The organism is Mycetocola sp. JXN-3 (assembly GCF_014522285.1).
In the GTDB taxonomy this organism is placed as follows: Bacteria; Actinomycetota; Actinomycetes; order Actinomycetales; family Microbacteriaceae; genus Mycetocola; species Mycetocola saprophilus.
Genome location: NZ_CP041635.1, coordinates 571,190 through 590,824, shown reverse-complemented (window position 1 = coordinate 590,824; position 19,635 = coordinate 571,190). Strand labels below are relative to the sequence as shown.

Sequence of the window (19,635 nt, the reverse complement as noted above, 5' to 3'; positions counted from 1 at the left end):
AGGTGCCCAGCACGGATTTTTAGACGTGGCTGTTGCGTTCGCGCGACTCGTTGACTCGACGCGCACGCAGCATGAGAGCGCCGCTTGCCAGCAGCGTGACCAGCAGAACCACCGCTCCGGTGACCGAGGCCCCGGTCGAGCTGAGCAGCCCGCCCCCGCCAATCAGGCCGCCACCGAGCAGACCACCGCCGCCAATCAGGCCGCCATTTCCGGATCCGTACATACGTTTCCCCCTGTTTCTGTTTCCTAGGTGTTTGTTGTCCCGGCCGGATGGCCGGGGTGTCTGGGATGAGAAGCATCCCGGTCCCGCCGAGAATCTGACATTTCGATTTCGGCAAGCTGATGGGCCGCGCGAGGCTATCCGCGAGCGTCCCCGATGCGCCAATGGGTGGAGGCAACCCCTCCCCAGAGGCCTGGATCAATCGCTTCTTCCGGCTAACCATTGGCGGCGTCCGCTGAGGATGAAGCCGCGGTGAAGGTTGCCCGCTGATCGGCCAGCTCCTTCTCCAGCCAGGAGGTCAGGGTGTCCATCCCCGCCTTGCTGAGGTGCACGTTGTCCTTGAGGAAGATCGCCTCGCCGTTGGCTGTCTCGCTGCGGCACGGTCCGTTTTCGGGACACAGCGATCCGGCCCAATCGAACACAGTTGACTGGGGGAACGTCTCGGTAGCCGTCTTCAGGAGGTCGTTATAACACCCCATCTGGCTGGCCACCGAGATGATGCCATTGGTGGGCCGCTCATTGGCAAACAGAATCTGGGCATCGGGCACGGTCTGGTCGCGCCAGTCGACAATCTTCTTCAGCTGGCCCAGGTAGCGTTCCTGGTAGGCGGGCTCACACACGTTCATCCAGGTTCCGTCGACCAGCTGATCGGCGGCATCCCAGGAGCTGTGAATCAGAATCATGTCCGGCTGGGCCTCTTTAATGGCCTTGGGCACGGTGTAGATCCAGGACAGACACTGGGTCTGCTTTTCCCATACATAGCCGTTGGTTGAACGAACCTGTTCCGGGGACATCAGCCCGCATCCGCCCACACCGGCGTCGGAAACAGCAAACGCGTTGCTTCCGTGCTCGGTGAGCATCGTGGCGAAGTCGTTGGCGAGCGAGTCTCCCACGGTGAGTACCACCGGGCGGCCCCCCGCGCGACCGGGAGCGAGATTGAGGTTGGAGGTATCGGCGGCGGAAATCGTGGTGTCACGCATCGCCGCCATTCGCTGTTCGGGCAGGAACATGCTGCCGGCGAAGACCAGGGCCATCGAGACGATCAGCGCGGGCACGCCGCGGCTGATCTTCCAGGTGGACAGGCGCATCCGCTCGGTGATCGCATGGTGCAGGAACGCGGCGAGGAGCCAGGTGAGGCCGCCCCCGAAGAAGAACAGCGTTAGTGGTTCTATCGAGGGAACGAGCTTTTGCAGGCCCCAGAAAACGGGCAGGTGCAACAGGTAAACGGTGTAGCTCACCCGCCCAAACGAGACGAAGATCGAGAACGAGAAGAAGCGCACCATACGGTTGGCCGAGAAACACAGCGTCGCGGTAAAAATCGCGGCGGCGATTGCCACGGCCGCCAGGCCGCCCTGGTAGAGCCATGCTTCGTGATACGACGCGGTAGCGATACTCGCGCCCACAACAATGAGCAGAGTCACCACGCTGAGGCTTGTGATCAGGAAGCTAAAGGTGCGAGAGGAGGGCTCGGCTGCGCCACGGTCCAGACGGCGCTTGACCACGAGAAAGACGGTGGCTGCCAGCGCTGCGCCGGCCATGAATCCCACGGCACGGGTCTCTGTTCCCAGGTAGAGACGGTCCGAGTTGGAGCCGTCCCACATCAGGGGTGCCACGAGTGCCGAACCCACCAGAGCCACCAGCAGCACGATCAGCATGGGCAGCGCGCGTCGCCTGCACAGCCACCAGGCTGCGAGCAGGAACAGCGGCCACACGACATAAAACTGCTCGGTAATGGACAGCGACCACATGTGTGCGAGCGGCTGAATATTGCCGGTCATTTCCCAGTAGGCCTCGCCCGAGTTGAGCTGCTGCCAGTTGGCAATCTGAAGCAGGGAGAAGATCGACTTGGTGGCGTTGGTCTGTAGTTCCTGGAGCGTACCGAACTGCCAGGTCGCCCAGATAACCAGACCCAGGGTGATGATCAGGCCGGGCAACAGACGCTTCACCCGGCGCACGTAGAACTTCTTGAGTTTGATGGTGCCGGTGCGATCCAGCTCGCGCATCAGCAGGAGCGTGATTAGGAACCCTGACACCACAAAAAAGACGTCCACACCGAACAGTCCGCGTGGGCTCCAGTTAGTGTGGTACAGCAGCACCGAGGCGATCGCCAGGCCGCGCATCCCGTCTACCGCCGGGAAAAACCACGGGGAGCGAGATGCCGGAGGAGCCTTCGGGGTGGTCGGAAGCGTCTGCGCGCGAAGATCGCGGCGACGAACGGGGAGAGGGCTCTCCGTAGGGGGTGTTGTGACAAGACTCACGGAATTTCTCCCTTCGTTATTTCAATCGAGCAACAAGAACGGCATCGGATGCGGCCTCACCGTTGCGCACGGTTTTGGCCCAGCCGTTTTGACGGCGGACAAATTGGACAAACGCCTTCCAGACCACCGCGTAGGACAGGTAGATGTAGGGCACATAGCTGAACCCCCAGCCGATCCCGGTCAGGGCCGAGGCCTTCGGTTCGCTGCGATGGCGGTAGATCGGACCCCACACCCCGAACTGGGCGAAGGTGAAGACCACCAGTCCGATCAGGACCAGCCAGCCGCCTCCGCTCAAATACATCGCGGTGCGCTTGGGATCCTCGGCCAGGGTGGAGATCAGGAAGAAGATCGGGATCGGGTAGAACAGGGTGCCCAGCAGCTGAACCCAGGGTTGAATCAGGAAGTAGGAAATCTCCAACGCCCCGGCGTTTTTTACCGATCGGCTCTTCCACAGGCTCGGGAAGTAGCGGATGCACTGCATGGTGCCCTGCACCCAGCGGGCGCGCTGGGTGATATAGCGAGGCAGCGAATACAGGGCTTCCTGATCCACCCAGGCCGATGCCGTGTAGGCGTTGCGCCAGCCGGACAGGAGGAGGTGCAAACCCAGCTCAAAGTCCTCCAGCAGCGCTCCCCGCCACGGGCCATCGTCATCGGAGATTTCCAGCAGCGCAGACATGCGAGCCAGCTGGCCATTACCTCCGACGTTCACCGTTCGGGTGTACTTACGGCTGGTCTGGATGGCCGAGATCGGACCGCGAAACTCAATGTCTTGCATCCGAACGAAGGTGCGAGCAACCAGATTCTTATACCAGTCGGACTCGGGGAAGGGGCGGCGTACCGAACGATTGGACATCCGAACCTCAACCTGCACCGCGGCGACGCCGCGAGCCCCGAACAGGTTCGGACCCGAGCTCACTTCGAGCAGGTTTTCGGAGGGGCGCCCATCGGCGTCAACCACGGTCAGAATGGAGCGGGAAAGATCGGCGTCCGGGCCCATGAAGTCGAGGATCTGCTTCCAGGCATAGTTCAGTGCGTGCGCCTTGCCGGTTCGGGCGTTGGGGCGGCGGCGCTGGACCAGGTGGACTCGGGTATTGCGTTCCCCGGCGGCGGTGACGATCGCGGCGGTGGAGTCCTCGGAGTCATCATCGATCACCCAGACGTGGGCGCTGGGGAAAAACTCGGTGAGGTAGAGGATGGTGTCGCCGATCACGGCTTCCTCGTCTCGGCAGGGAACCACAAAGTGCCACTCAAAATCTTCGGGGTTGCCCGGCTGATCCGGCTTCAGCCGACTGAACGGGATGATGATCGCGACGATGTACAAAATGAACATCGTGCCGAAAACCCCCGAGTAGATGAGGCAGATTGCGAAGAATGTGTCGCTGTTCACGAGGTTCCTTTCACGGTGTCAGTTTTGGGGTCGTCAAAGGAACCCGGCACGGCTTCCTTATGATGCGGTGGGGTTACGTCTCGGAGCGAAGGCTCCGCACTCGAAGGCTCTGCACTCGAAATCTCCGACCGATGAAACTACCGAAGCGGAGACTTCGAGCGAGCGACTACTTCAGGGTGATGCCGGTTGGAAGGGAAGCCTGGATGGCTTCACCCTGAGCGTCGGCATCGGCGGTGGTTGCGCTGAGCTGGCTCAGCAGCAGGTACTTGGTTTTACCCTCGGTCACGATTCGTCCGTACTGGTTGAGAGTCATCGGGGTATCTCCCGCGACCTGTCCTCCGGTGACCGTGAAGGTGTCGCCGGGTTCGGCCGGCGCATCGATCTGTACGTCGGTTCCAGGGTGCCCGGTAGCGAGAGCCTGAGCGATCTCTTCGGCTTTGGCATCACCCGAAATTTTAAGCGCGGAGACAACGAGATTGGGGATGAATCCGCTCTCGCCGCGCGGACCGGTAATGATGGCGAGGGTGCCGGGCGGCGGGGAATCGGTGCTGGTGGTCCAGCCCTCTACCTCAGGCAGTTCCAGCTTCGTGCCCTTTGCCGGGTTCACCGGCTCGGTCTTGATGTTGTTTTCCTTGAGGATGGTCACGAACCCCGTGGGGTCCTCCGCACCCGCTTCGGCAGACGCAGAACTGGAGGATTCGGGCTTCGTCGTGCCGTCCTGGGCGCTGCAGCCAGCGAGGCCCAGCACGCTCACGAGCGCAAGGGCGGTGAGGCGAGATTTCAGGTTTTTCATCGAGTCTTCAAGCTCCGTGGTTGGGGGTTATCGGTTTACGGTGCCCGCGGAGTTCGACTTCGTGAATCCAATAGATAACAACTGTTGTCTAAGATCGCACAGGGCCCGCGGTCATTTTCAACGATATGTTAGGACAACGCTGCCGAGAGGGACGCGACGCGAATTGCACCTTGCCCTGACGTATTTACACATCAACCGTTATGCAATGCGTTCTACCGCCGCGCTGTGCGACCCAATCGCGTGAATTCTCTCGGCTAATCGAAGACCCAGGCCGGTCTGCTACGCTCACCGAGCACCCGATCCGAAAGACTCTCATGCACCCGCTTATCCCCCGCCGTTTCGCCCTGGTGCCGGTTCTGCTTGCCGGCATCATCGGCCTCGCCGGCTGCTCGGCCGCAGACCCGACCCCCTCACCCTCCTCCACCGCGGAATCCGCGCCGAAGAGCGAGCCCTTCCCCTCCCCGACCACCTCCCCCACGGGCGACCCCGTGGATCTGGCCACCGCCTGCGCCACGGCCAATGCCGCCCTCAACACCGCGTATCCGGCCAACTCGACGGTCAACCCCACCGAGGACCCGGCGGGCGCGTTCGCGACCCTGCGCGCCACCAATATCGAGCTCTCCAACGCCTTCAACGCGATCAATAATGATGAGGTTCGCAAGGCCGGACTCTTGCTCACCAGCACGGCCGCGGCGATGGCCGACGTCCTCCAGCAGGGCCAGACCGACCCCAGCAAGGTGGACCTCGACAAGCTGTCCACCGCAGAAAAGGCGGCCAAGGACGCCGATGCGGCGTTCCTCAAGCTCTGCCCCAGCGCCACACCCCCGACCGAGGCACCCGCGGGATAACCCTCGCCCCACAAGCGCTGACTCCGGGTACGCAAAAACCCCGTCGGATCCGAGGATCCGACGGGGTTTTCGACGGGGGCGACTAGCCCAGGCGAGCCTGGAGGTTCGCGGTGATCGACGCGAGGAACTCCTCGGTGGTCTGGTAGGCCTGGTCCGGGCCAACCAGGAGCGCGAGGTCCTTGGTCATCTTGCCGGACTCGACGGTCTTGATCACGACGTCTTCCAGGGTGTTCGCGAAGTCGATCAGCTCCTGGTTGTTATCCAGCTTGCCACGGTGGGCGAAGCCACGGGTCCAGGCGAAGATCGAGGCGATCGGGTTGGTCGAGGTCGGCTTGCCGGCCTGGTGCTGACGGTAGTGACGGGTCACGGTACCGTGGGCGGCCTCGGCCTCCACAACCTTGCCGTCCGGAGTCGACAGGACCGAGGTCATCAGACCCAGCGAGCCGAAGCCCTGGGCCACGGTGTCGGACTGCACGTCACCGTCGTAGTTCTTGCAGGCCCAGACGTAACCGCCCTCCCACTTCATCGCCGAGGCCACCATGTCATCGATCAGGCGGTGCTCGTAGGTGAGGCCCGCGGCGTCGAAGTCGGCCTTGAACTCGGCCTCGAAGATCTCCTGGAAGATGTCCTTGAAACGACCGTCATAGGCCTTGAGGATGGTGTTCTTGGTCGAGAGGTAGACCGGGTAGTTGCGGCTCAGGCCGTAGTTCAGCGAGGCGCGAGCGAAGTCGCGGATCGAGGAGTCGAGGTTGTACTGAACCTGGGCAATACCGTCGCTGGGTGCCTGGTAAACCTCGAACTTCTGAGCCTCGCCACCGTCCTTGGGGGTGAACTCAACGGTCAGGGTGCCCTCGCCCTGGAACAGGAAGTCGGTGGCGCGGTACTGGTCACCGAAGGCGTGACGGCCGATGATGATCGGCTTGTTCCAGCCCGGAACCAGACGCGGGATGTTGGAGATGATGATCGGCTCGCGGAAGATCACGCCGCCGAGGATGTTGCGGATCGTGCCGTTGGGGCTCTTCCACATCTTCTTCAGGCCGAACTCCTCGACCCGAGCCTCGTCGGGGGTGATGGTTGCGCACTTCACGCCGACCCCGTGCTTCTGGATCGCGTGAGCGGCATCGATGGTGATCTGGTCGTCGGTAGCGTCGCGCGACTCGATACCCAGGTCGTAGTACTCCAGGTTCACGTCGACATAGGGGTGAATCAGGGTGTCCTTGATGGACTGCCAGATGATGCGGGTCATCTCGTCGCCGTCGAGCTCGACAACGGTTCCCTCAACCTTGATTTTGCTCATAAGAGTGCTCCTCAGAAACGGGCCGGGTCCGGCCATCAGCCAGCTTACCGGAGCGAGCGAATTATCTCGACATCGAGACAGATTCGATGGGTGAACATCCAGTATCCAGAGTATTCGCGCCGCGGACTACCACTGCCGGGAGGGTGGGGCTACCCTAGGGATATGACCGACCTACGCCTTGAGGAACTTTCGGCCACGACCATCGTCGCGGTAAACGCCCTGACCCTGAAGCCCGGACAGGAGCAGTTTGTTGCGCCCGTCTCCTACTCGGTAGCCGCCGCCGTCACCGACCCCTCCACCACCTGGCAGCGCGTGGTTTTGCGCGACAATAAGGTGGTCGGGTTTGTCCAGGCGTCCTTCGACGAGGACTCCCCCAGCGAGGAGTTCCGCAGCGTCCTGTGGCGCATCAACGTGGACGCCGACGCCCAGGGCGAGGGTGTGGGCACCTTCGCGGTCGACGCCCTGACCGAGGAGGCTCGCAAGCGCGGCTTCGATCACGTCAGCGTGATCTACGAGCCCGGCGACCTCGGCCCCGATGTGTTCTTCCGCCAGGTGGGCTTTGAGCCCGTGGGGGAAACCGCGTACGGCGAGGTCCTGGCCCGCCGCGCGATCTAGGTGACGGCACCGACCCGGCGCTCCGCCGCGCAGGAAGCTGCCGCTCGGGGCTCTGCCGCTCGGGGCTCTGCGGCGCAGGCACCGATACCGACGTCCGTCGAGCCCGAATTCCAGGTGACGCTGCCGCGGATTGACGATCCCGAGGCGTTCCTCGAGGCCGTCTATCGGGTGGTCCTAGCTATTCCTCCGGGCCGGGTCATGAGCTACGGCGGCGTGGCCGCGGCGATGGGGACCCGCGCCGCCCGGCAGGTCGGCGCCATCATGGCGCGCCAGGGGCACGATCTCCCCTGGTGGCGTGTGCTCCGTGCCGACGGAACGCTGCCGGTCCATCTGAACGAGGTCGCGCTCGAACACTGGGAGGCCGAGGGCACGGCGCTGCGCCGGCTGGGTGGACATCCGCGGCCGACAAAAACGGCATTCGTGACCCGGGTCGAGACGGTGTTCGAGGAACACCCCGCCGCCGACGCAAAGCCCCCGGGCACAAAGGCGTGATTTCCGGTCCCCCAAATGGGGAACATGGGAAGAGACGCACGAGAATCATTACCAAATCGTTGCAATTCGGTAATGTGTCACCGAGGCAACTTAACTCCGCGTTAATACGCGGTTTTTAGCCGCTAGCCGCCGAAAATCATCCCCGAGGACGACACACGCCACGCCCGCGTACGATGTTCGTCACAGGAAAGCGCGTTGTAATGGAATTATGCAACGTGTTTGGTCTTCTGCCCGCATTCTCTCCTTCGCCGCACTCTCCGTGGTCGGGGTGATTGGGCTTGCCGGGTGCGGAACGGTCAACACCCTGATTGCCGAACCGAAGTCCGCGATCTATCCCACCTATAAGGAATTTGCGCCGGAGGCCGCGAAGCTCGCGCCGACCCCGTTCATCCCCGAGGATGCCACCAACATTCGGATCAAGTCGCACCCGTCCACCCCGGGCACCCTGATCACCTTCCACACCGACTCCCCGCTGTCCGAGGGCGCCTGCAAGGCCGGTGAGCGCCCCGAGTCGCCCGGTCTGAACGACACCTGGTGGCCCACCGAGGTCCCCAAGGAGGTCCAGATCTGCGGAGACTGGAGCATCTTCACCGCGGGCGGCAACTACTACGGCGAGACGCTGGTCTCCCCCAAGTAGTCGAGATACCTCGGACAAATCGCGAGGGTGCCACGGATCAATCCGTGGCACCCTCGCGATTTTGATGTCCGGGTCTAGACCAGCGAGTTTCGCCAGGCCGCGTGCAGCTTGGCAAAGCGACCGGTCCCGCTGATCAGTGCCTCGGGGGTATCATCCTCGACGATTTGGCCCTGCTCCATCACCAGCACCCGGTCGGCGATCGCCACCGTGGACAACCGGTGCGCGATGATCACCGCGGTCCGCGAGGCCAGCAGGGTCTGCAGCGCGTTCTGCACCGCGCGCTCACCCGGGATATCCAGCGAGGCGGTGGCCTCATCCAGCAGCAGCACCGCGGGATCGGCGAGGAACGCGCGGGCAAACGAGACCAGCTGACGCTGACCCGCCGACAGGCGCCCGCCACGCTTATTCACGTCGGTATCAAACCCGGCGGGCATCGCCTCGATGAAGGTGTCGGCGCCCACCGCGCGGGCGGCCTCGATGATCTGCTCGCGGGTGGCATCGGGGTTACCCAGCGCGATGTTGTCGGCGATGGTGCCCGAGAACAGGTATGCCTCCTGGGTGACCATGACCACCGCACGGCGCAGGTGTGCATCGTCCAGATCGCGCAGGTCCACCCCGTCCAGGGTCACCCGGCCCGAGGTCGGGTCGTAGAACCGGGACATGAGCTTGGCCAGCGTGGTTTTGCCCGCGCCGGTGGCCCCCACCAGGGCGATGGTCTGCCCGGCGGGAATTTCCAGCGAGAACTTCGGCAGGATTTCCACCCCGTTACCGTACCCAAACGTGGTCTCCCGGAACTCCAGGTGACCGCGCGGCGTGTGCAGCGCGACCGGGGCCTGCGGGGCGGGAACCCCAGGCTCCTCCTCCAGCACACCCGAGATCTTCTCCAGCGCGGCCGCGGCCGACTGATAGGAGTTGTAGAACATGGCCATGTCCTCGACCGGGTCGAAGAATCGCTTGGCGTAGAGGACCGCGGCCAGCAGCGTTCCGATCGCGATCGAGCCGCCGGCCACCCGCAGGCCGCCAACCAGCACGATCACGGCCACCGAGACGTTGGCGATCAGGATCAGACCCGGATCGAAGATTCCGAACAGGCCGATCACCCGGGCGTTGATCCCGCGCAGGTTCTCGACCTTCTCGCCGAACTCCTCCTCGTTGCGGCGACGGGCGCGGAAGGCCTTGACCGCGCGGATGCCGGTCATGGTTTCGACAAACTTCACGATGGTCTGGGCCGAGGCCACCCGCTGCTGACGGAACAGCACCTGCGAGCGGCGCTGGAACCAGCGCCCTAGCAGGAACAGCGGGATCAGGGCGATCGCGATCACCAGCGCGCTGATGGGATCCAGCAGGACCATCGCCACCGCGGTGAACGACATGTAGAGCACGCCGGACACCAGCTGGTTGATGCCGGAGTCCAGCAGCTCACGGATCGCGTCGAGGTCACTGGTCTGGCGCGAGATGATCCGGCCCGAGGTGTAGCTCTCGTGGAAGTCGAGGCTCAGGTCCTGGGTGTGCGCAAACACGCGCAGGCGCAGATCCAGCAGGATCGCCTGGCTCACCCGGGCACTCAGAATCGTGTACCAGGAGATGAGCACGGCGCCCACGATGCCCGAGGCCAGCAGCGCGCCCACGGCCAGGAATGCGGGGGCCCAGTCGGCCTGATCCAGCACCGCGGGCAGCGCCTGGTTCAGCCCGAACGCGATCAGTGCGGGGCCGGCGACCTGGGCGGCGGTCGAGAGAATCACGACCACCATCGTCAGGATCACCCGGCCGCGAACCGGACGCACCAGCTCACCCAGGAGCTTCAGGGATCGCTTACGGATCCGTGCGGATTCCTCGGGGGTCAGCGAGGAGCGTTCCTCGCCGTTCACCCCCTGCACGGTGTTGTCACTCATCGGGTGTTCTCCTCGTCCAAACTGGACAGTACAAATCGGTATTCGGCGCTGCGTTCCAGCAGCTCACGGTGGGTGCCCACATCGTGGATGCGACCCTCGTGCAGCAGGACCACGTGGTCGGCGGTCTGCACGGTTGAGGGACGGTGGGCCACGATCAGGGTTGAGGTGGTGCCATAGTCGCGGCGCATCCCCTCCTCGACCCGGGCCTCGGTGTTGACATCCAGCGCCGAGAGCGGGTCGTCGAGGACCAGGATCTTCGGGTCGGTGGCCAGCGCACGAGCCAGGGCCACGCGCTGACGCTGACCGCCGGAGAGGCTCATGCCCTCCTCACCCACCACGGTTTCCACACCCTCGGGCAGGCGACGAACAAAGTCCGCCTGGGCCACGTCGAGGGCGCGATCCAGCGACTTCTGGGCGGTCTCCGGGTCGGACTTGGTGTCATCCCGGCCCAGCAGCACGTTGTCCCGGATCGAGGCGCTAAAGAGCGTGGGCTCCTCAAACGCCACCGACTGGTTGGCGTAGATGTCGTCGCGGTTGAGCTCGCGCAGGTCGACCCCGTCCAGGCGGATGGATCCCCCGGTCACCTCGTAGAGGCGCGAGGCGAGGGCCGTCAGCGTGGACTTGCCCGATCCGGTCAGCCCCACCACGGCCACGGTGTGACCGGGCTCCACGGTGAAGGACACCCCGTCCAGCAGGTCGGGGGTTCCGGCGGGGGCGTCGGGGAAACGGAAGTGGACGTCGTCGAATTCCAGGCGTCCGCGGGGGTTCTCGATGTGCTTCGGAGCCTCGGGATCGGCCAGGGTGATCGGCTCGTCCATGACCTCGAAGAAACGGTCGGTCGCGGCACGCGCGTCCAGGGTCATCGCCAGCAGGAAGCCGATGGATTCCAGCGGGAAGCGCAGGATCGTGGCGGTGGCGAAGAATGCAAAGAGCTCACCCACGCTGATCTGGCCCAGGCTGGCCAGCCAGATACCGCCGAGCAGACACAGCGCGAAACCGATGTCCGGCAGCAGCACAAGCCACAGCCAGATGCCCGCGAGGGCCTTGGCCTTTTTGATCTCGGTGCCCTGGAGGTCCTGGGCTTGACGGGTGAAGCCGCGCAGCGCGTGCCGGCCACGGCCGAAGGCCTTGAGGACCCGGATACCGTGGACCGATTCCTCGACCGAGGTGGCCAGGTCGCCGGTCTGGTCCTGGCTCAGTCGGGCCACCACGGCGTAGCGCTTTTCAAACGCAAAGCCGTAGATCCAGATCGGCACCGAGATCAGCAGGAAGATGCCGCCGAGCAGCGGATGCCAGGTGAACAGCACCGCGGTGCCCACCACGATGGTCACCAGGTTTACAAACAGCAGGATGATGCCGAAGGCGAGCCAGCGACGAATCAGACCCAGGTCGGTGCCCTGACGCGAGAGCAGCTGACCGGATTGCCAACGGTCGTGGAAGGACACCGGCAGATCCTGCAGGCGCTCATACATCGCGTTGCGCATGGCCGCCTCGACGTGGGTACCGGGGGTCAGCACCAGCCAGCGGCGCACGGCCACGGTGGCCGCCTCGGCCACACCGAGCGCCAGCACGATGCCGGCCGCGCCGATGATCAGGGCGGTGTCGCGGGAAGCCAGCGGCCCATCCACGAGTTCGCGCAGCACCAGCGGGATCGCCAGCGCCAGCAGCCCCGCGAACAGCCCGGCCACGCCGCCGAGCGCGAGGCGCGGCAAAGCGGGACGTGCGTACTCGCGCAGGCGCCACAGGGAGGAAAAAACAGAAGGTGAAGACATGCGTACCCGGAAGGTCGAAATATGGCCCCGCCACCGAGAAATTGAACGTCGATGTACGAGGGTGACGCCGGGTCCCGGCGAACAGCCTTTCAGGATATCGTCAGGTTCCGAAGTTTTTCAAGTCCGTCTTCACGCGGATTTTTTTGAGTCCGGGATCCCCCGGAATCCTCTCCGGTGTGGTTGGCTACCTATGACACCCCGTTATTCGACACCGATCGCTCGCAGGAAAATGGCCGTCTCGGTATCGCTTACCCTCCCCGTGGTGGTGTTTTTCATGCTTGTTCACTGTCGACTCGTCTCCGGTGTCACCACCGGTTCCGTGAAGGGAAAATAATGACCGCTCTGCTCCCCCAACCGCGCCGCATCGATTCCGAGCGGGCGGCGGGATACACGCTCACCTCGACCACCCGGATCAGTGCGGATCCGGCGCTGGTGGAGGCCCGCCGCTGGCTCCAGCAGGTGCTGCGTCCGGCCACCGGACTGGACCTGGACACCCGGGATCTCTCGTCCGTCGACCCCGAGTCCGGCGAGCGCGGCATCCGCTTGCTGCTGGATCCTGCCCTCGGTGCCGAGGAGTACCGGCTGCACATCGAAACCACCGGGGTGGCGATCACCGCGGGGGCCGCGGCCGGGGCGTTCTATGCGGCGCAGGTGCTGCGTCAGCTGCTGCCGGTCGAGGCATATCGCGCGGCGACCATTCGCCCGAACACCGCGTGGACCCTGCCCGCCGTGAGCATCGAGGATGCGCCGCGCTTTGGCTGGCGCGGGGTCATGCTGGATGTGGCCCGGCACTTCCTCCCCAAGGCCGACATCCTGCGTTTTATCGATCTGATCGCGATGCACCGACTCAACGTGCTGCACCTCCACCTCACCGAGGACCAGGGGTGGCGGATCGAGATCACCCGGTACCCGAAGCTCACCGAGGTGGGCGGCTGGCGACGCGAGTCTCAGCGCGGCCCGGTGCGTGATGCACCCGGCGATGGACGTCCGCACGGAGGCTTCTACACCCAGGACGATATTCGCGAGATCGTGGCCTATGCCCACTCTCGGCACGTCTCCGTGGTACCCGAGATCGACCTGCCCGGGCACTCGCAGGCGGCCATTGCCGCGTATCCCGAGCTCGGAATCGGCGTGGATGAGCACGGCCGGGGCGGCCCGGAGCTCGAGGTCTTCACCCGCTGGGGCATCAACCCCAATGTGCTCAATACCGAGGATTCCACCGTCGAGTTCTTCATCAACGTGCTGGATGAGGTCATGGACCTGTTCCCCGGCACCCACATCGGCATCGGCGGCGACGAGTGCCCCACCGAGCAGTGGCGGGACGACCCCCGCACCCAGCAGCTGGTGCGCGATCGCGGACTGAACGATGTGCACGACCTGCACGGCTGGTTCCTGAATAAGCTCTCGACCCACATCGTGGCCCGCGGCCGCAAGCCCTTCGGCTGGGATGAGCTGCTTGAGGGCGATCCGCACCCCGATTCGACGATCGCCTCCTGGCGCGGCATGACCGGCGCCCGCAGCGCGCTGGCCCGCGGCTTCCACGTGGTGTCGAGCCCGGACGATCAGGTGTACCTCGACTACCGCCAGTCGGAGCTCCCCGAGGAGCCGATCCAGGTGGGCACCCCCCTGGGCGTCGCCCGGGTGTTCGCCTTCGATCCGGTGCCCGAAGGTGCCACCGAGGAGGAACGAGCGCTGGTCCTCGGCGGCCAGGCAAATATTTGGACCGAGCACCTGGACGGGGTGCGGGCCGTGGACTATGCGGCCTTCCCGCGGCTGTGTGCGCTGGCCGAGACCCTCTGGGGTTCGGATGCCAGCTTCCCCGAGTTCGAGGCACGCCTGCGCCAGCACCTGTCGCGTCTGGACGCGCTGGGCGTGGAGTACCGTCCCGAGGCGGGACCACACCCCTGGCAGCAGCGTCCCGAGATCCCCGGGCGCCCGAGCGACCCCGCCGAACGCGCCGCGCATATCGCCGAGCTGGTCGCCAATATCCGACTGACCCCGTAGCCCGGACACCTCCAGGAGCACGGTCCTCGCGCGCCCCGTTTCCCGCACCGGCGGGCAACGGGGCGCGCTTTGTTATCTGCCTAGATCGGGCCGATGGCTCATTCCCGCGTGAGACGGGGCGCGCTTCATGTCGCGCCGTGACGCGGGCGGTGGTCCGCCGCCGGTGCGCTCGCTAGCATCAAGAAACCGGGCGGGTTCCGGGTTCGGAGCCCGATCACAGCCGCATCCGCCTACGCTCGCCCTTACGCTCACTCTTGCGGCACTACTCATCGGGGGAATCGATGTCACTCAGCGCCTGGCTCTTTCCGGCCACCGAGCCCACACCCCCGGGCAGGCCACCGAGCGCCCGCCGAAACCTGATCCTGCTGGGCATCGCGGTGTTGGTGGTGCTGGGGATCGCCCTCTCCCCGCTGATCGCCCGCACGGTGACCGGCACCATTCCCCTCCGAGCCGACGAGATTGTGGGGACCTGGAACGCGACCGACGGCGGCGGTGTCCTCCTGTTCCGCGCCGATCACAGCCTGACCGCAAAAAATGTAGCCAAACTGCCCGGCCCCAGTTCCGAGGGTGGCGATCCCGCAACCACCACCGGCACCTGGACGCTCACCCCGGGCGAGAACCGCGATCTCACCCTGACCAACGACCGCCCGGATACCCATCCCCTAAACATCCAGACCCACGTGGTCTGGGGCGAGGTGCGCATCACCTACAACTGCGGCATCGACTTCGAGCGCCTGTGCGAGTTCCGCCGCGGATAGCCCAGAATCACAGAGCGTGAAACCACAAAGCGCACACAAAACGGCCCGACGGGAATCCCGCCGGGCCGTTTTACACCACGTGTTTAGTGGAAGAAGTGACGCTCACCGGTGAAGTACATGGTGACTCCGGCGGCCTTCGCGGCGGCGATGACCTCCTCGTCGCGCACCGAACCACCGGGCTGGACGACGGCGCGCACGCCGGCCTTCAGCAGGACCTCGAGGCCGTCGGCGAAGGGGAAGAAGGCGTCGGAGGCGGCGACGGAGCCGACCGCACGCTCACCGGCCCGGTCCACGGCCAGGTGGCAGGAGTCCACCCGGTTGACCTGGCCCATGCCCACGCCCACCGATGCACCGGCGTGAGCAAGCAGGATGCCGTTGGACTTGACCGCGCGGCAAGCCTTCCAGGCGAAGCGCAGGTCGGCCAGGGTGTCCTCGTCGGCGGGCTCACCGGTGACCAGGGTCCAGGTGGCGTCCACGTCGTCGGCGCCGAAGCGGTCGGACTCCTGAACCAGCAAGCCGCCGGAGATCTGCTTGAACTCGCTGGTCTCCGGGGTGAAGCCCTCGGGCAGGCGCAGCAGACGCAGGTTCTTCTTGGTCTTCAGCACCTCGAGAGCCTCGGGCTCGAAGTCCGGGGCAACCAGGACCTCGGTGAAGATTTCCTTGACCGTCTCGGCCATCTTCAGGGTGACCGTGCGGTTGGCGGCGATCACGCCACCGAAGGCGGAGACCGGGTCGCACTCGTGGGCGCGCTGGTGGGCGCTGGCGATCGCGTCGGGTGCCTTGGGGCTGGCCACGGCGATGCCGCAGGGGTTTGCGTGCTTGATGATCGCGACCGCCGGGTTGACGAAGTCGTAGGCGGCGCGCACGGCGGCATCGGCGTCCACGAAGTTGTTGTAGCTCATCTCCTTGCCGTGCAGCTGCTCGGCCTGGGCGATGCCGTGCCCGCCTGCACGCGAGTAGAGCGCCGCGGCCTGGTGGCTGTTCTCGCCGTAGCGCAGCACACCCTGACGCTCGGCCCGGATGGTCAGCGACTCGGCGAAGGCGTCCGAGCCGTCGGTACCGTCGGCACCTTCCGCATTATCCGCGAACCAGCCGGCCACGGCGGTGTCATAGGCGGCGGTGTGTGCGAAGGCCTGGGCTGCCAGCTCGCGACGCAGGGCGAGGGTGGTTCCGCCGGCGGCGACGGCCTCGATCACCCGGGCGTAGGACGCCGGGGAGACGACGATGCCCACGTTGGCGTGGTTCTTGGCGGAGGCACGCACCATCGCGGGACCGCCGATGTCGATCTGCTCGACCACGTCATCACCCACGGCACCCGAGGCGACGGTCTCGACGAACGGGTAGAGATTCACCACCACAAGCTCGAACGGTGCCACCCCCATCTCGGCCAGCTGAGCCTCATGGGACTCCAGGCGCAGGTCGGCGAGCAGGCCCGCGTGCACGGCGGGGTGAAGGGTCTTCACGCGACCATCGAGGGCCTCGGGGAATCCGGTAACCGCGGCCACATCGGTGACCTGGTGGCCGGCATCGCGGATGGTCTGAGCGGTCGAACCGGTGGACACAATCTCCACCCCCGCCTTCGCCAGGGCCGCGGCAAGCTCCAGTAGGCCGGTCTTATCGCTGACCGAAATCAGTGCGCGGCGGACGGGAACGAGATCGCGGTTTCGGTACAGGTGTGCATCGTGACGGGGGCCGGCCATGGGTGCTCCTAGTGTTTGGTTGTTATCGTGCGGATAAATCCAGACCGTCGGCGATGCGCCGAACGGTGTCCACGAGCAGCCGGCGTTCCACCGGTTTGATGCGCTCGTGCAGGCTTTCTTCGGTGTCATCGGCGAGGATCGGCACGCGCTCCTGGACGATGATCGACCCGGTGTCCACGCCGTTATCCACCACGATGATCGAGGCACCGGTCTGGCTGGCACCCGAGGCCAACGCGTCGCGCACACCGTGCGCACCGGGGAATTCGGGCAGGTAGGCGGGGTGGGTGTTGATCAGGTTCGGAGACAGCGCGGAGACCACGTTGTCCGGGACCAGGCGCATCAGGCCGCTCAGGACCACCAGGTCCGGAGTGTATTCGCCAATCGCTGCCAGCAGCGCGGTGCCCCACTGCTCTCGCGAGGCGTACTCGCGGAAGGGCACGGTGAAGGCGGGAATCCCAAACTCGGCGGCGTGCTCCAGGCCGCTGGCATCGCGGTCTGCACCCACGGCGATCACGCGCGCCGGATATCCGGGTTCGCGAGTTGCCTCAAGCAGCGCCCGAAGGTTCGAGCCGGTCCCGGAAATCAGCACAACGAGTGAGAGCACCCGATGAGTCTACCGCTCCGAAACCCCGCTCAAAAACCGCGGCTCCTCCACGGTCTCCACGCTGCGGCCGGAGATCAGACCGATCAGCGCGCCGACCAGGATTTCCCCCGCAAAGACCAGTCCCACAAGCCAGGCGGTCGGCCCCATTTCGGCCAGGCGTCCGGGCCCGAACGCCCCGGCGGCGAACCAGGCGAGCAGCCCGAGCAGCACCCCGGCCACCACCGCGGAGCCGGCGGCGGTGATCGCGCCCTCGCCCATCGACAGCTCGCCGCTTTCTACCCGGCGCCGACGAATCCACAGGCCCGCCAGGAACCCACAGAGGATCGGGACGATCAGCAGAATCCAGGTCAGCGAGCTCGAGGAGGAGGGCAGCACCCCAAACACCGGCAGCGCGGGCAACGGACCCGCCACGGTGCCCAGCGGGGAGAAGATGCTGTTGGCTCCCACCGCGAATCCGGGACCGATCAGCCAGGACGCCGCCCAGATAATCAGCGTGGGCAGATAGAGCAGCTGCGCCAGGGTGATTACGATACCGCCGCCCACCCCCAGTTCGGTGGTCTCGTACAGGCCGATGATCAGCGGATAGTTGACCAGCAGCAGGATCGCCGTCAGCAGCCCGGCCACGCCGATCAGCGCGCCCGAGGCCAGCGCCCCGCCCCGCAGTGAGGCGAAGGCGATCGTGCTTCCGGGTTCGCCGAGCCGCTCGGGCAGGGTATCCAGTGGGAACCGCTCCCCCGCGCGGTACCGGGCAACCACGAGGCCCAGGGCCATCGCGGCGGCGAAGATCAGCGGCGGGAAGATCAGGCCGGTGACCCGGTCGGTGCTGATGATCTCGCTGCCCGAGGTGAACACCACGCCGCAGGAGAGCAGCGCGTAGGTCACGGTTCCGGCGATCAGCGCGGTCACCGGGTGCCCGGAATCCGCCGAGCGGGTTCCGCTGCGATACGCGAGCCAGATCACCAACGCGGTGATGCCGATCGGTGCCAGCGAGAGCACAAACGGATCGCTCGCCCCCGCCAAACCAAACGGTGCCACGGTGTCGGCGGAGAGCTGCATGTTCAGGTGCACGCCGTGCCCGAGCAGCCAGAAGTCCACCGAGCTGCGCCAGAACAGGCTCCAGAACTCGGAGAATCCGGTGCCGATGGCCCAGATCAGGGTGGCCGGGACCACGAGGACGCCCACGCTGATGGCGAGGGCGATGAGGGCTTCGAGAGCGGCGAGGAGGGCGACCTGGGTGCGTTTCATGACCCCCTCAGACTAGCCCGATCACCCCGGAACACGCTGCAGGCGAGCCGCGAGAACCCGCACCGATGCGTGCGCGCGGATGCTAGTTGTCGGCGAGGGCGCGCTCCACCAGGACCCGGACCACCTCGGGGTAGCTGCGTCCGGTGGCGGCCCACATCTGCGGGTACTGCGACTGGGCGGTCAGCCCGGGCAGGGTGTTGATCTCGTTGAAGATCGGACCCTGCTCGTCCAGGAAGAAGTCGATTCGGGCGAGGCCGCGGCCCCCCAGCACGCGGAAGACCCGGCGAGCCTGGTCGGCCAGGTCGGCGGCCACCTCATCGGAGAGGTGCGCGGGCACGGTGAAGTGGGTGCCGCCGCTGGTGTACTTGGCGGCGTAGTCGAAGAAGGGCTGGTTGGGGTCGGCGTCGATCTCCAGGGCCGGGGCCACCTCGAGGGTGCCGTCGGCGTGCTCCAGCAGGCCCAGGTCGATCTCGCGACCGACAATCTCGGTCTCGATCAGCACCGCGTCGCCACCCTCGGTGGCCAGGGCCAGTGCGGCGGGAAGCTGGGCGGCCTCGGTGACCTTGGTGCCGCCGATCGAGGATCCGCCACGGTTGGGCTTCACAAAGACCGGCAGCGAGATGCCGCGCTCGGCCAGGCGGGCCAGCAGGGCGTCGGGGTCGGCGATGGCCGCGGGCACGTCGGTCGGGTCCAAACGCAGTGCCGGGGCGATACGGATGCCCGCATCGGCCACCACGGTCTTGGCCCACCACTTGTCCATCGCGATCGCGCTGGCGCCCACGCCGGCACCCACGTAGCGAATGCCCGCGGTTTCCAGCAGGCCCTGCATCGTCCCGTCCTCGCCGCCCACGCCGTGGAAGGCGGGGATCACGACGTCGTAGTCGCGCAGCAGGGCGAGCACGTCGAGCAGACCGTACACCTCACCGGCCACCCACTCGCCCTCGCGGGTGACCAGGACGCTCAGCACCTCGGCACCGAGCTCCTCCAGCGCCACCACCAGGCCTCCGCCACTCTTCAGCGACACCTCGTGCTCGCCGCTGATGCCGCCCATCAGGACCGCGACGCGGTGGGGGAACGCGGGGTTTTCTGCGGTGGTGCTCATGTGGATGGTGC

At 65.7% G+C, this 19,635-nt stretch carries 17 protein-coding genes; 6 read left to right on the top strand and 11 right to left on the bottom strand.

The features are described from left to right. Positions 1–19: 19 nt before the first annotated feature. The 4 genes from C7C57_RS02760 to C7C57_RS02745 all read right to left on the bottom strand — a co-directional run bounded on the left by C7C57_RS02760 (position 20) and on the right by C7C57_RS02745 (position 4,658). A complete protein-coding gene (locus tag C7C57_RS02760) occupies positions 20–223 on the bottom strand; it encodes a hypothetical protein (protein WP_030148123.1) in 204 nt (67 codons plus the stop codon). A 212-nt stretch (positions 224–435) separates the two neighbouring features. After that, positions 436–2,478: an acyltransferase family protein gene (locus C7C57_RS02755; RefSeq protein WP_187977496.1), complete on the bottom strand. Its 2,043-nt coding sequence runs from the start codon at positions 2,476–2,478 to the stop codon at positions 436–438. Between the two features lie 16 nt (positions 2,479–2,494). Next, a complete protein-coding gene (locus tag C7C57_RS02750) occupies positions 2,495–3,865 on the bottom strand; it encodes a glycosyltransferase (RefSeq protein WP_223144780.1) in 1,371 nt (456 codons plus the stop codon). Between the two features lie 166 nt (positions 3,866–4,031). Further along, positions 4,032–4,658 (bottom strand): LpqN/LpqT family lipoprotein, encoded by a 627-nt coding sequence (locus C7C57_RS02745; RefSeq protein ID WP_187977495.1) that lies wholly within the window; start codon positions 4,656–4,658, stop codon positions 4,032–4,034. A gap of 314 nt (positions 4,659–4,972) precedes the next feature. Here C7C57_RS02745 and C7C57_RS02740 point away from each other — a divergent pair, with 314 nt between their 5' ends. Further along, on the top strand, positions 4,973–5,506 hold the full coding sequence (locus C7C57_RS02740) for a hypothetical protein (RefSeq protein ID WP_187977494.1): 534 nt from the start codon (positions 4,973–4,975) through the stop codon (positions 5,504–5,506). An 82-nt stretch (positions 5,507–5,588) separates the two neighbouring features. Here the strand turns inward: C7C57_RS02740 and C7C57_RS02735 are convergent, their stop codons facing one another. Further along, on the bottom strand, positions 5,589–6,803 hold the full coding sequence (locus C7C57_RS02735; protein ID WP_030148118.1) for an NADP-dependent isocitrate dehydrogenase: 1,215 nt from the start codon (positions 6,801–6,803) through the stop codon (positions 5,589–5,591). Positions 6,804–6,965: 162 nt separating this feature from the next. On the opposite strand from C7C57_RS02735, the gene C7C57_RS02730 reads away from it, so the two are divergent. The 3 genes from C7C57_RS02730 to C7C57_RS02720 all read left to right on the top strand — a co-directional run bounded on the left by C7C57_RS02730 (position 6,966) and on the right by C7C57_RS02720 (position 8,547). Beyond that, a complete protein-coding gene (locus tag C7C57_RS02730) occupies positions 6,966–7,418 on the top strand; it encodes a GNAT family N-acetyltransferase (RefSeq protein WP_030148117.1) in 453 nt (150 codons plus the stop codon). 114 nt (positions 7,419–7,532) lie between these two features. Next, on the top strand, positions 7,533–7,910 hold the full coding sequence (locus C7C57_RS02725) for an MGMT family protein (protein WP_255505756.1): 378 nt from the start codon (positions 7,533–7,535) through the stop codon (positions 7,908–7,910). A 208-nt stretch (positions 7,911–8,118) separates the two neighbouring features. Further along, on the top strand, positions 8,119–8,547 hold the full coding sequence (locus C7C57_RS02720) for a hypothetical protein (protein WP_187977493.1): 429 nt from the start codon (positions 8,119–8,121) through the stop codon (positions 8,545–8,547). A gap of 74 nt (positions 8,548–8,621) precedes the next feature. Here the strand turns inward: C7C57_RS02720 and C7C57_RS02715 are convergent, their stop codons facing one another. Both C7C57_RS02715 and C7C57_RS02710 read right to left on the bottom strand, forming a co-directional pair. Beyond that, positions 8,622–10,439, bottom strand: a complete 1,818-nt coding sequence (locus C7C57_RS02715; protein WP_187977492.1) for an ABC transporter ATP-binding protein — start codon at positions 10,437–10,439, stop codon at positions 8,622–8,624. Beyond that, complete coding sequence (locus C7C57_RS02710; protein WP_187977491.1) at positions 10,436–12,211, bottom strand: ABC transporter ATP-binding protein; 1,776 nt, start codon at positions 12,209–12,211, stop codon at positions 10,436–10,438. The genes C7C57_RS02715 and C7C57_RS02710 overlap by 4 nt, the downstream gene beginning before the upstream one ends. A 333-nt stretch (positions 12,212–12,544) precedes the next feature. On the opposite strand from C7C57_RS02710, the gene C7C57_RS02705 reads away from it, so the two are divergent. Both C7C57_RS02705 and C7C57_RS02700 read left to right on the top strand, forming a co-directional pair. Further along, positions 12,545–14,215 (top strand): beta-N-acetylhexosaminidase, encoded by a 1,671-nt coding sequence (locus C7C57_RS02705; RefSeq protein ID WP_187977490.1) that lies wholly within the window; start codon positions 12,545–12,547, stop codon positions 14,213–14,215. A gap of 281 nt (positions 14,216–14,496) precedes the next feature. After that, on the top strand, positions 14,497–14,973 hold the full coding sequence (locus C7C57_RS02700; protein ID WP_187977489.1) for a hypothetical protein: 477 nt from the start codon (positions 14,497–14,499) through the stop codon (positions 14,971–14,973). Positions 14,974–15,056: 83 nt separating this feature from the next. Here the strand turns inward: C7C57_RS02700 and purH are convergent, their stop codons facing one another. From purH to C7C57_RS02680, 4 genes are all read right to left on the bottom strand, one after another. Beyond that, complete coding sequence (gene purH, locus C7C57_RS02695; protein ID WP_187977488.1) at positions 15,057–16,673, bottom strand: bifunctional phosphoribosylaminoimidazolecarboxamide formyltransferase/IMP cyclohydrolase; 1,617 nt, start codon at positions 16,671–16,673, stop codon at positions 15,057–15,059. 22 nt (positions 16,674–16,695) lie between these two features. Continuing rightward, positions 16,696–17,277 (bottom strand): phosphoribosylglycinamide formyltransferase, encoded by a 582-nt coding sequence (purN, locus tag C7C57_RS02690; protein WP_187977487.1) that lies wholly within the window; start codon positions 17,275–17,277, stop codon positions 16,696–16,698. Between the two features lie 9 nt (positions 17,278–17,286). Next, positions 17,287–18,522, bottom strand: a complete 1,236-nt coding sequence (locus C7C57_RS02685) for a DUF6350 family protein (protein ID WP_187977486.1) — start codon at positions 18,520–18,522, stop codon at positions 17,287–17,289. A gap of 82 nt (positions 18,523–18,604) precedes the next feature. After that, entirely contained in the window at positions 18,605–19,624 is a 1,020-nt protein-coding gene (locus C7C57_RS02680; RefSeq protein ID WP_187977485.1) for a D-alanine--D-alanine ligase family protein, read from the bottom strand. Positions 19,625–19,635 lie beyond the last annotated feature (11 nt).

Coding starts and splice junctions, on each gene's coding strand:
- C7C57_RS02760 (WP_030148123.1), bottom strand. CDS start 223: ATGTACGGATCCGGAAATGGCGGCCTGATTGGCGGCGGTGGTCTGCTC.
- C7C57_RS02745 (WP_187977495.1), bottom strand. CDS start 4,658: ATGAAAAACCTGAAATCTCGCCTCACCGCCCTTGCGCTCGTGAGCGTG.
- C7C57_RS02740 (WP_187977494.1), top strand. CDS start 4,973: ATGCACCCGCTTATCCCCCGCCGTTTCGCCCTGGTGCCGGTTCTGCTT.
- C7C57_RS02735 (WP_030148118.1), bottom strand. CDS start 6,803: ATGAGCAAAATCAAGGTTGAGGGAACCGTTGTCGAGCTCGACGGCGAC.
- C7C57_RS02730 (WP_030148117.1), top strand. CDS start 6,966: ATGACCGACCTACGCCTTGAGGAACTTTCGGCCACGACCATCGTCGCG.
- C7C57_RS02720 (WP_187977493.1), top strand. CDS start 8,119: ATGCAACGTGTTTGGTCTTCTGCCCGCATTCTCTCCTTCGCCGCACTC.
- C7C57_RS02715 (WP_187977492.1), bottom strand. CDS start 10,439: ATGAGTGACAACACCGTGCAGGGGGTGAACGGCGAGGAACGCTCCTCG.
- C7C57_RS02710 (WP_187977491.1), bottom strand. CDS start 12,211: ATGTCTTCACCTTCTGTTTTTTCCTCCCTGTGGCGCCTGCGCGAGTAC.
- C7C57_RS02705 (WP_187977490.1), top strand. CDS start 12,545: ATGACCGCTCTGCTCCCCCAACCGCGCCGCATCGATTCCGAGCGGGCG.
- C7C57_RS02700 (WP_187977489.1), top strand. CDS start 14,497: ATGTCACTCAGCGCCTGGCTCTTTCCGGCCACCGAGCCCACACCCCCG.
- purH (WP_187977488.1), bottom strand. CDS start 16,673: ATGGCCGGCCCCCGTCACGATGCACACCTGTACCGAAACCGCGATCTC.
- C7C57_RS02685 (WP_187977486.1), bottom strand. CDS start 18,522: ATGAAACGCACCCAGGTCGCCCTCCTCGCCGCTCTCGAAGCCCTCATC.
- C7C57_RS02680 (WP_187977485.1), bottom strand. CDS start 19,624: ATGAGCACCACCGCAGAAAACCCCGCGTTCCCCCACCGCGTCGCGGTC.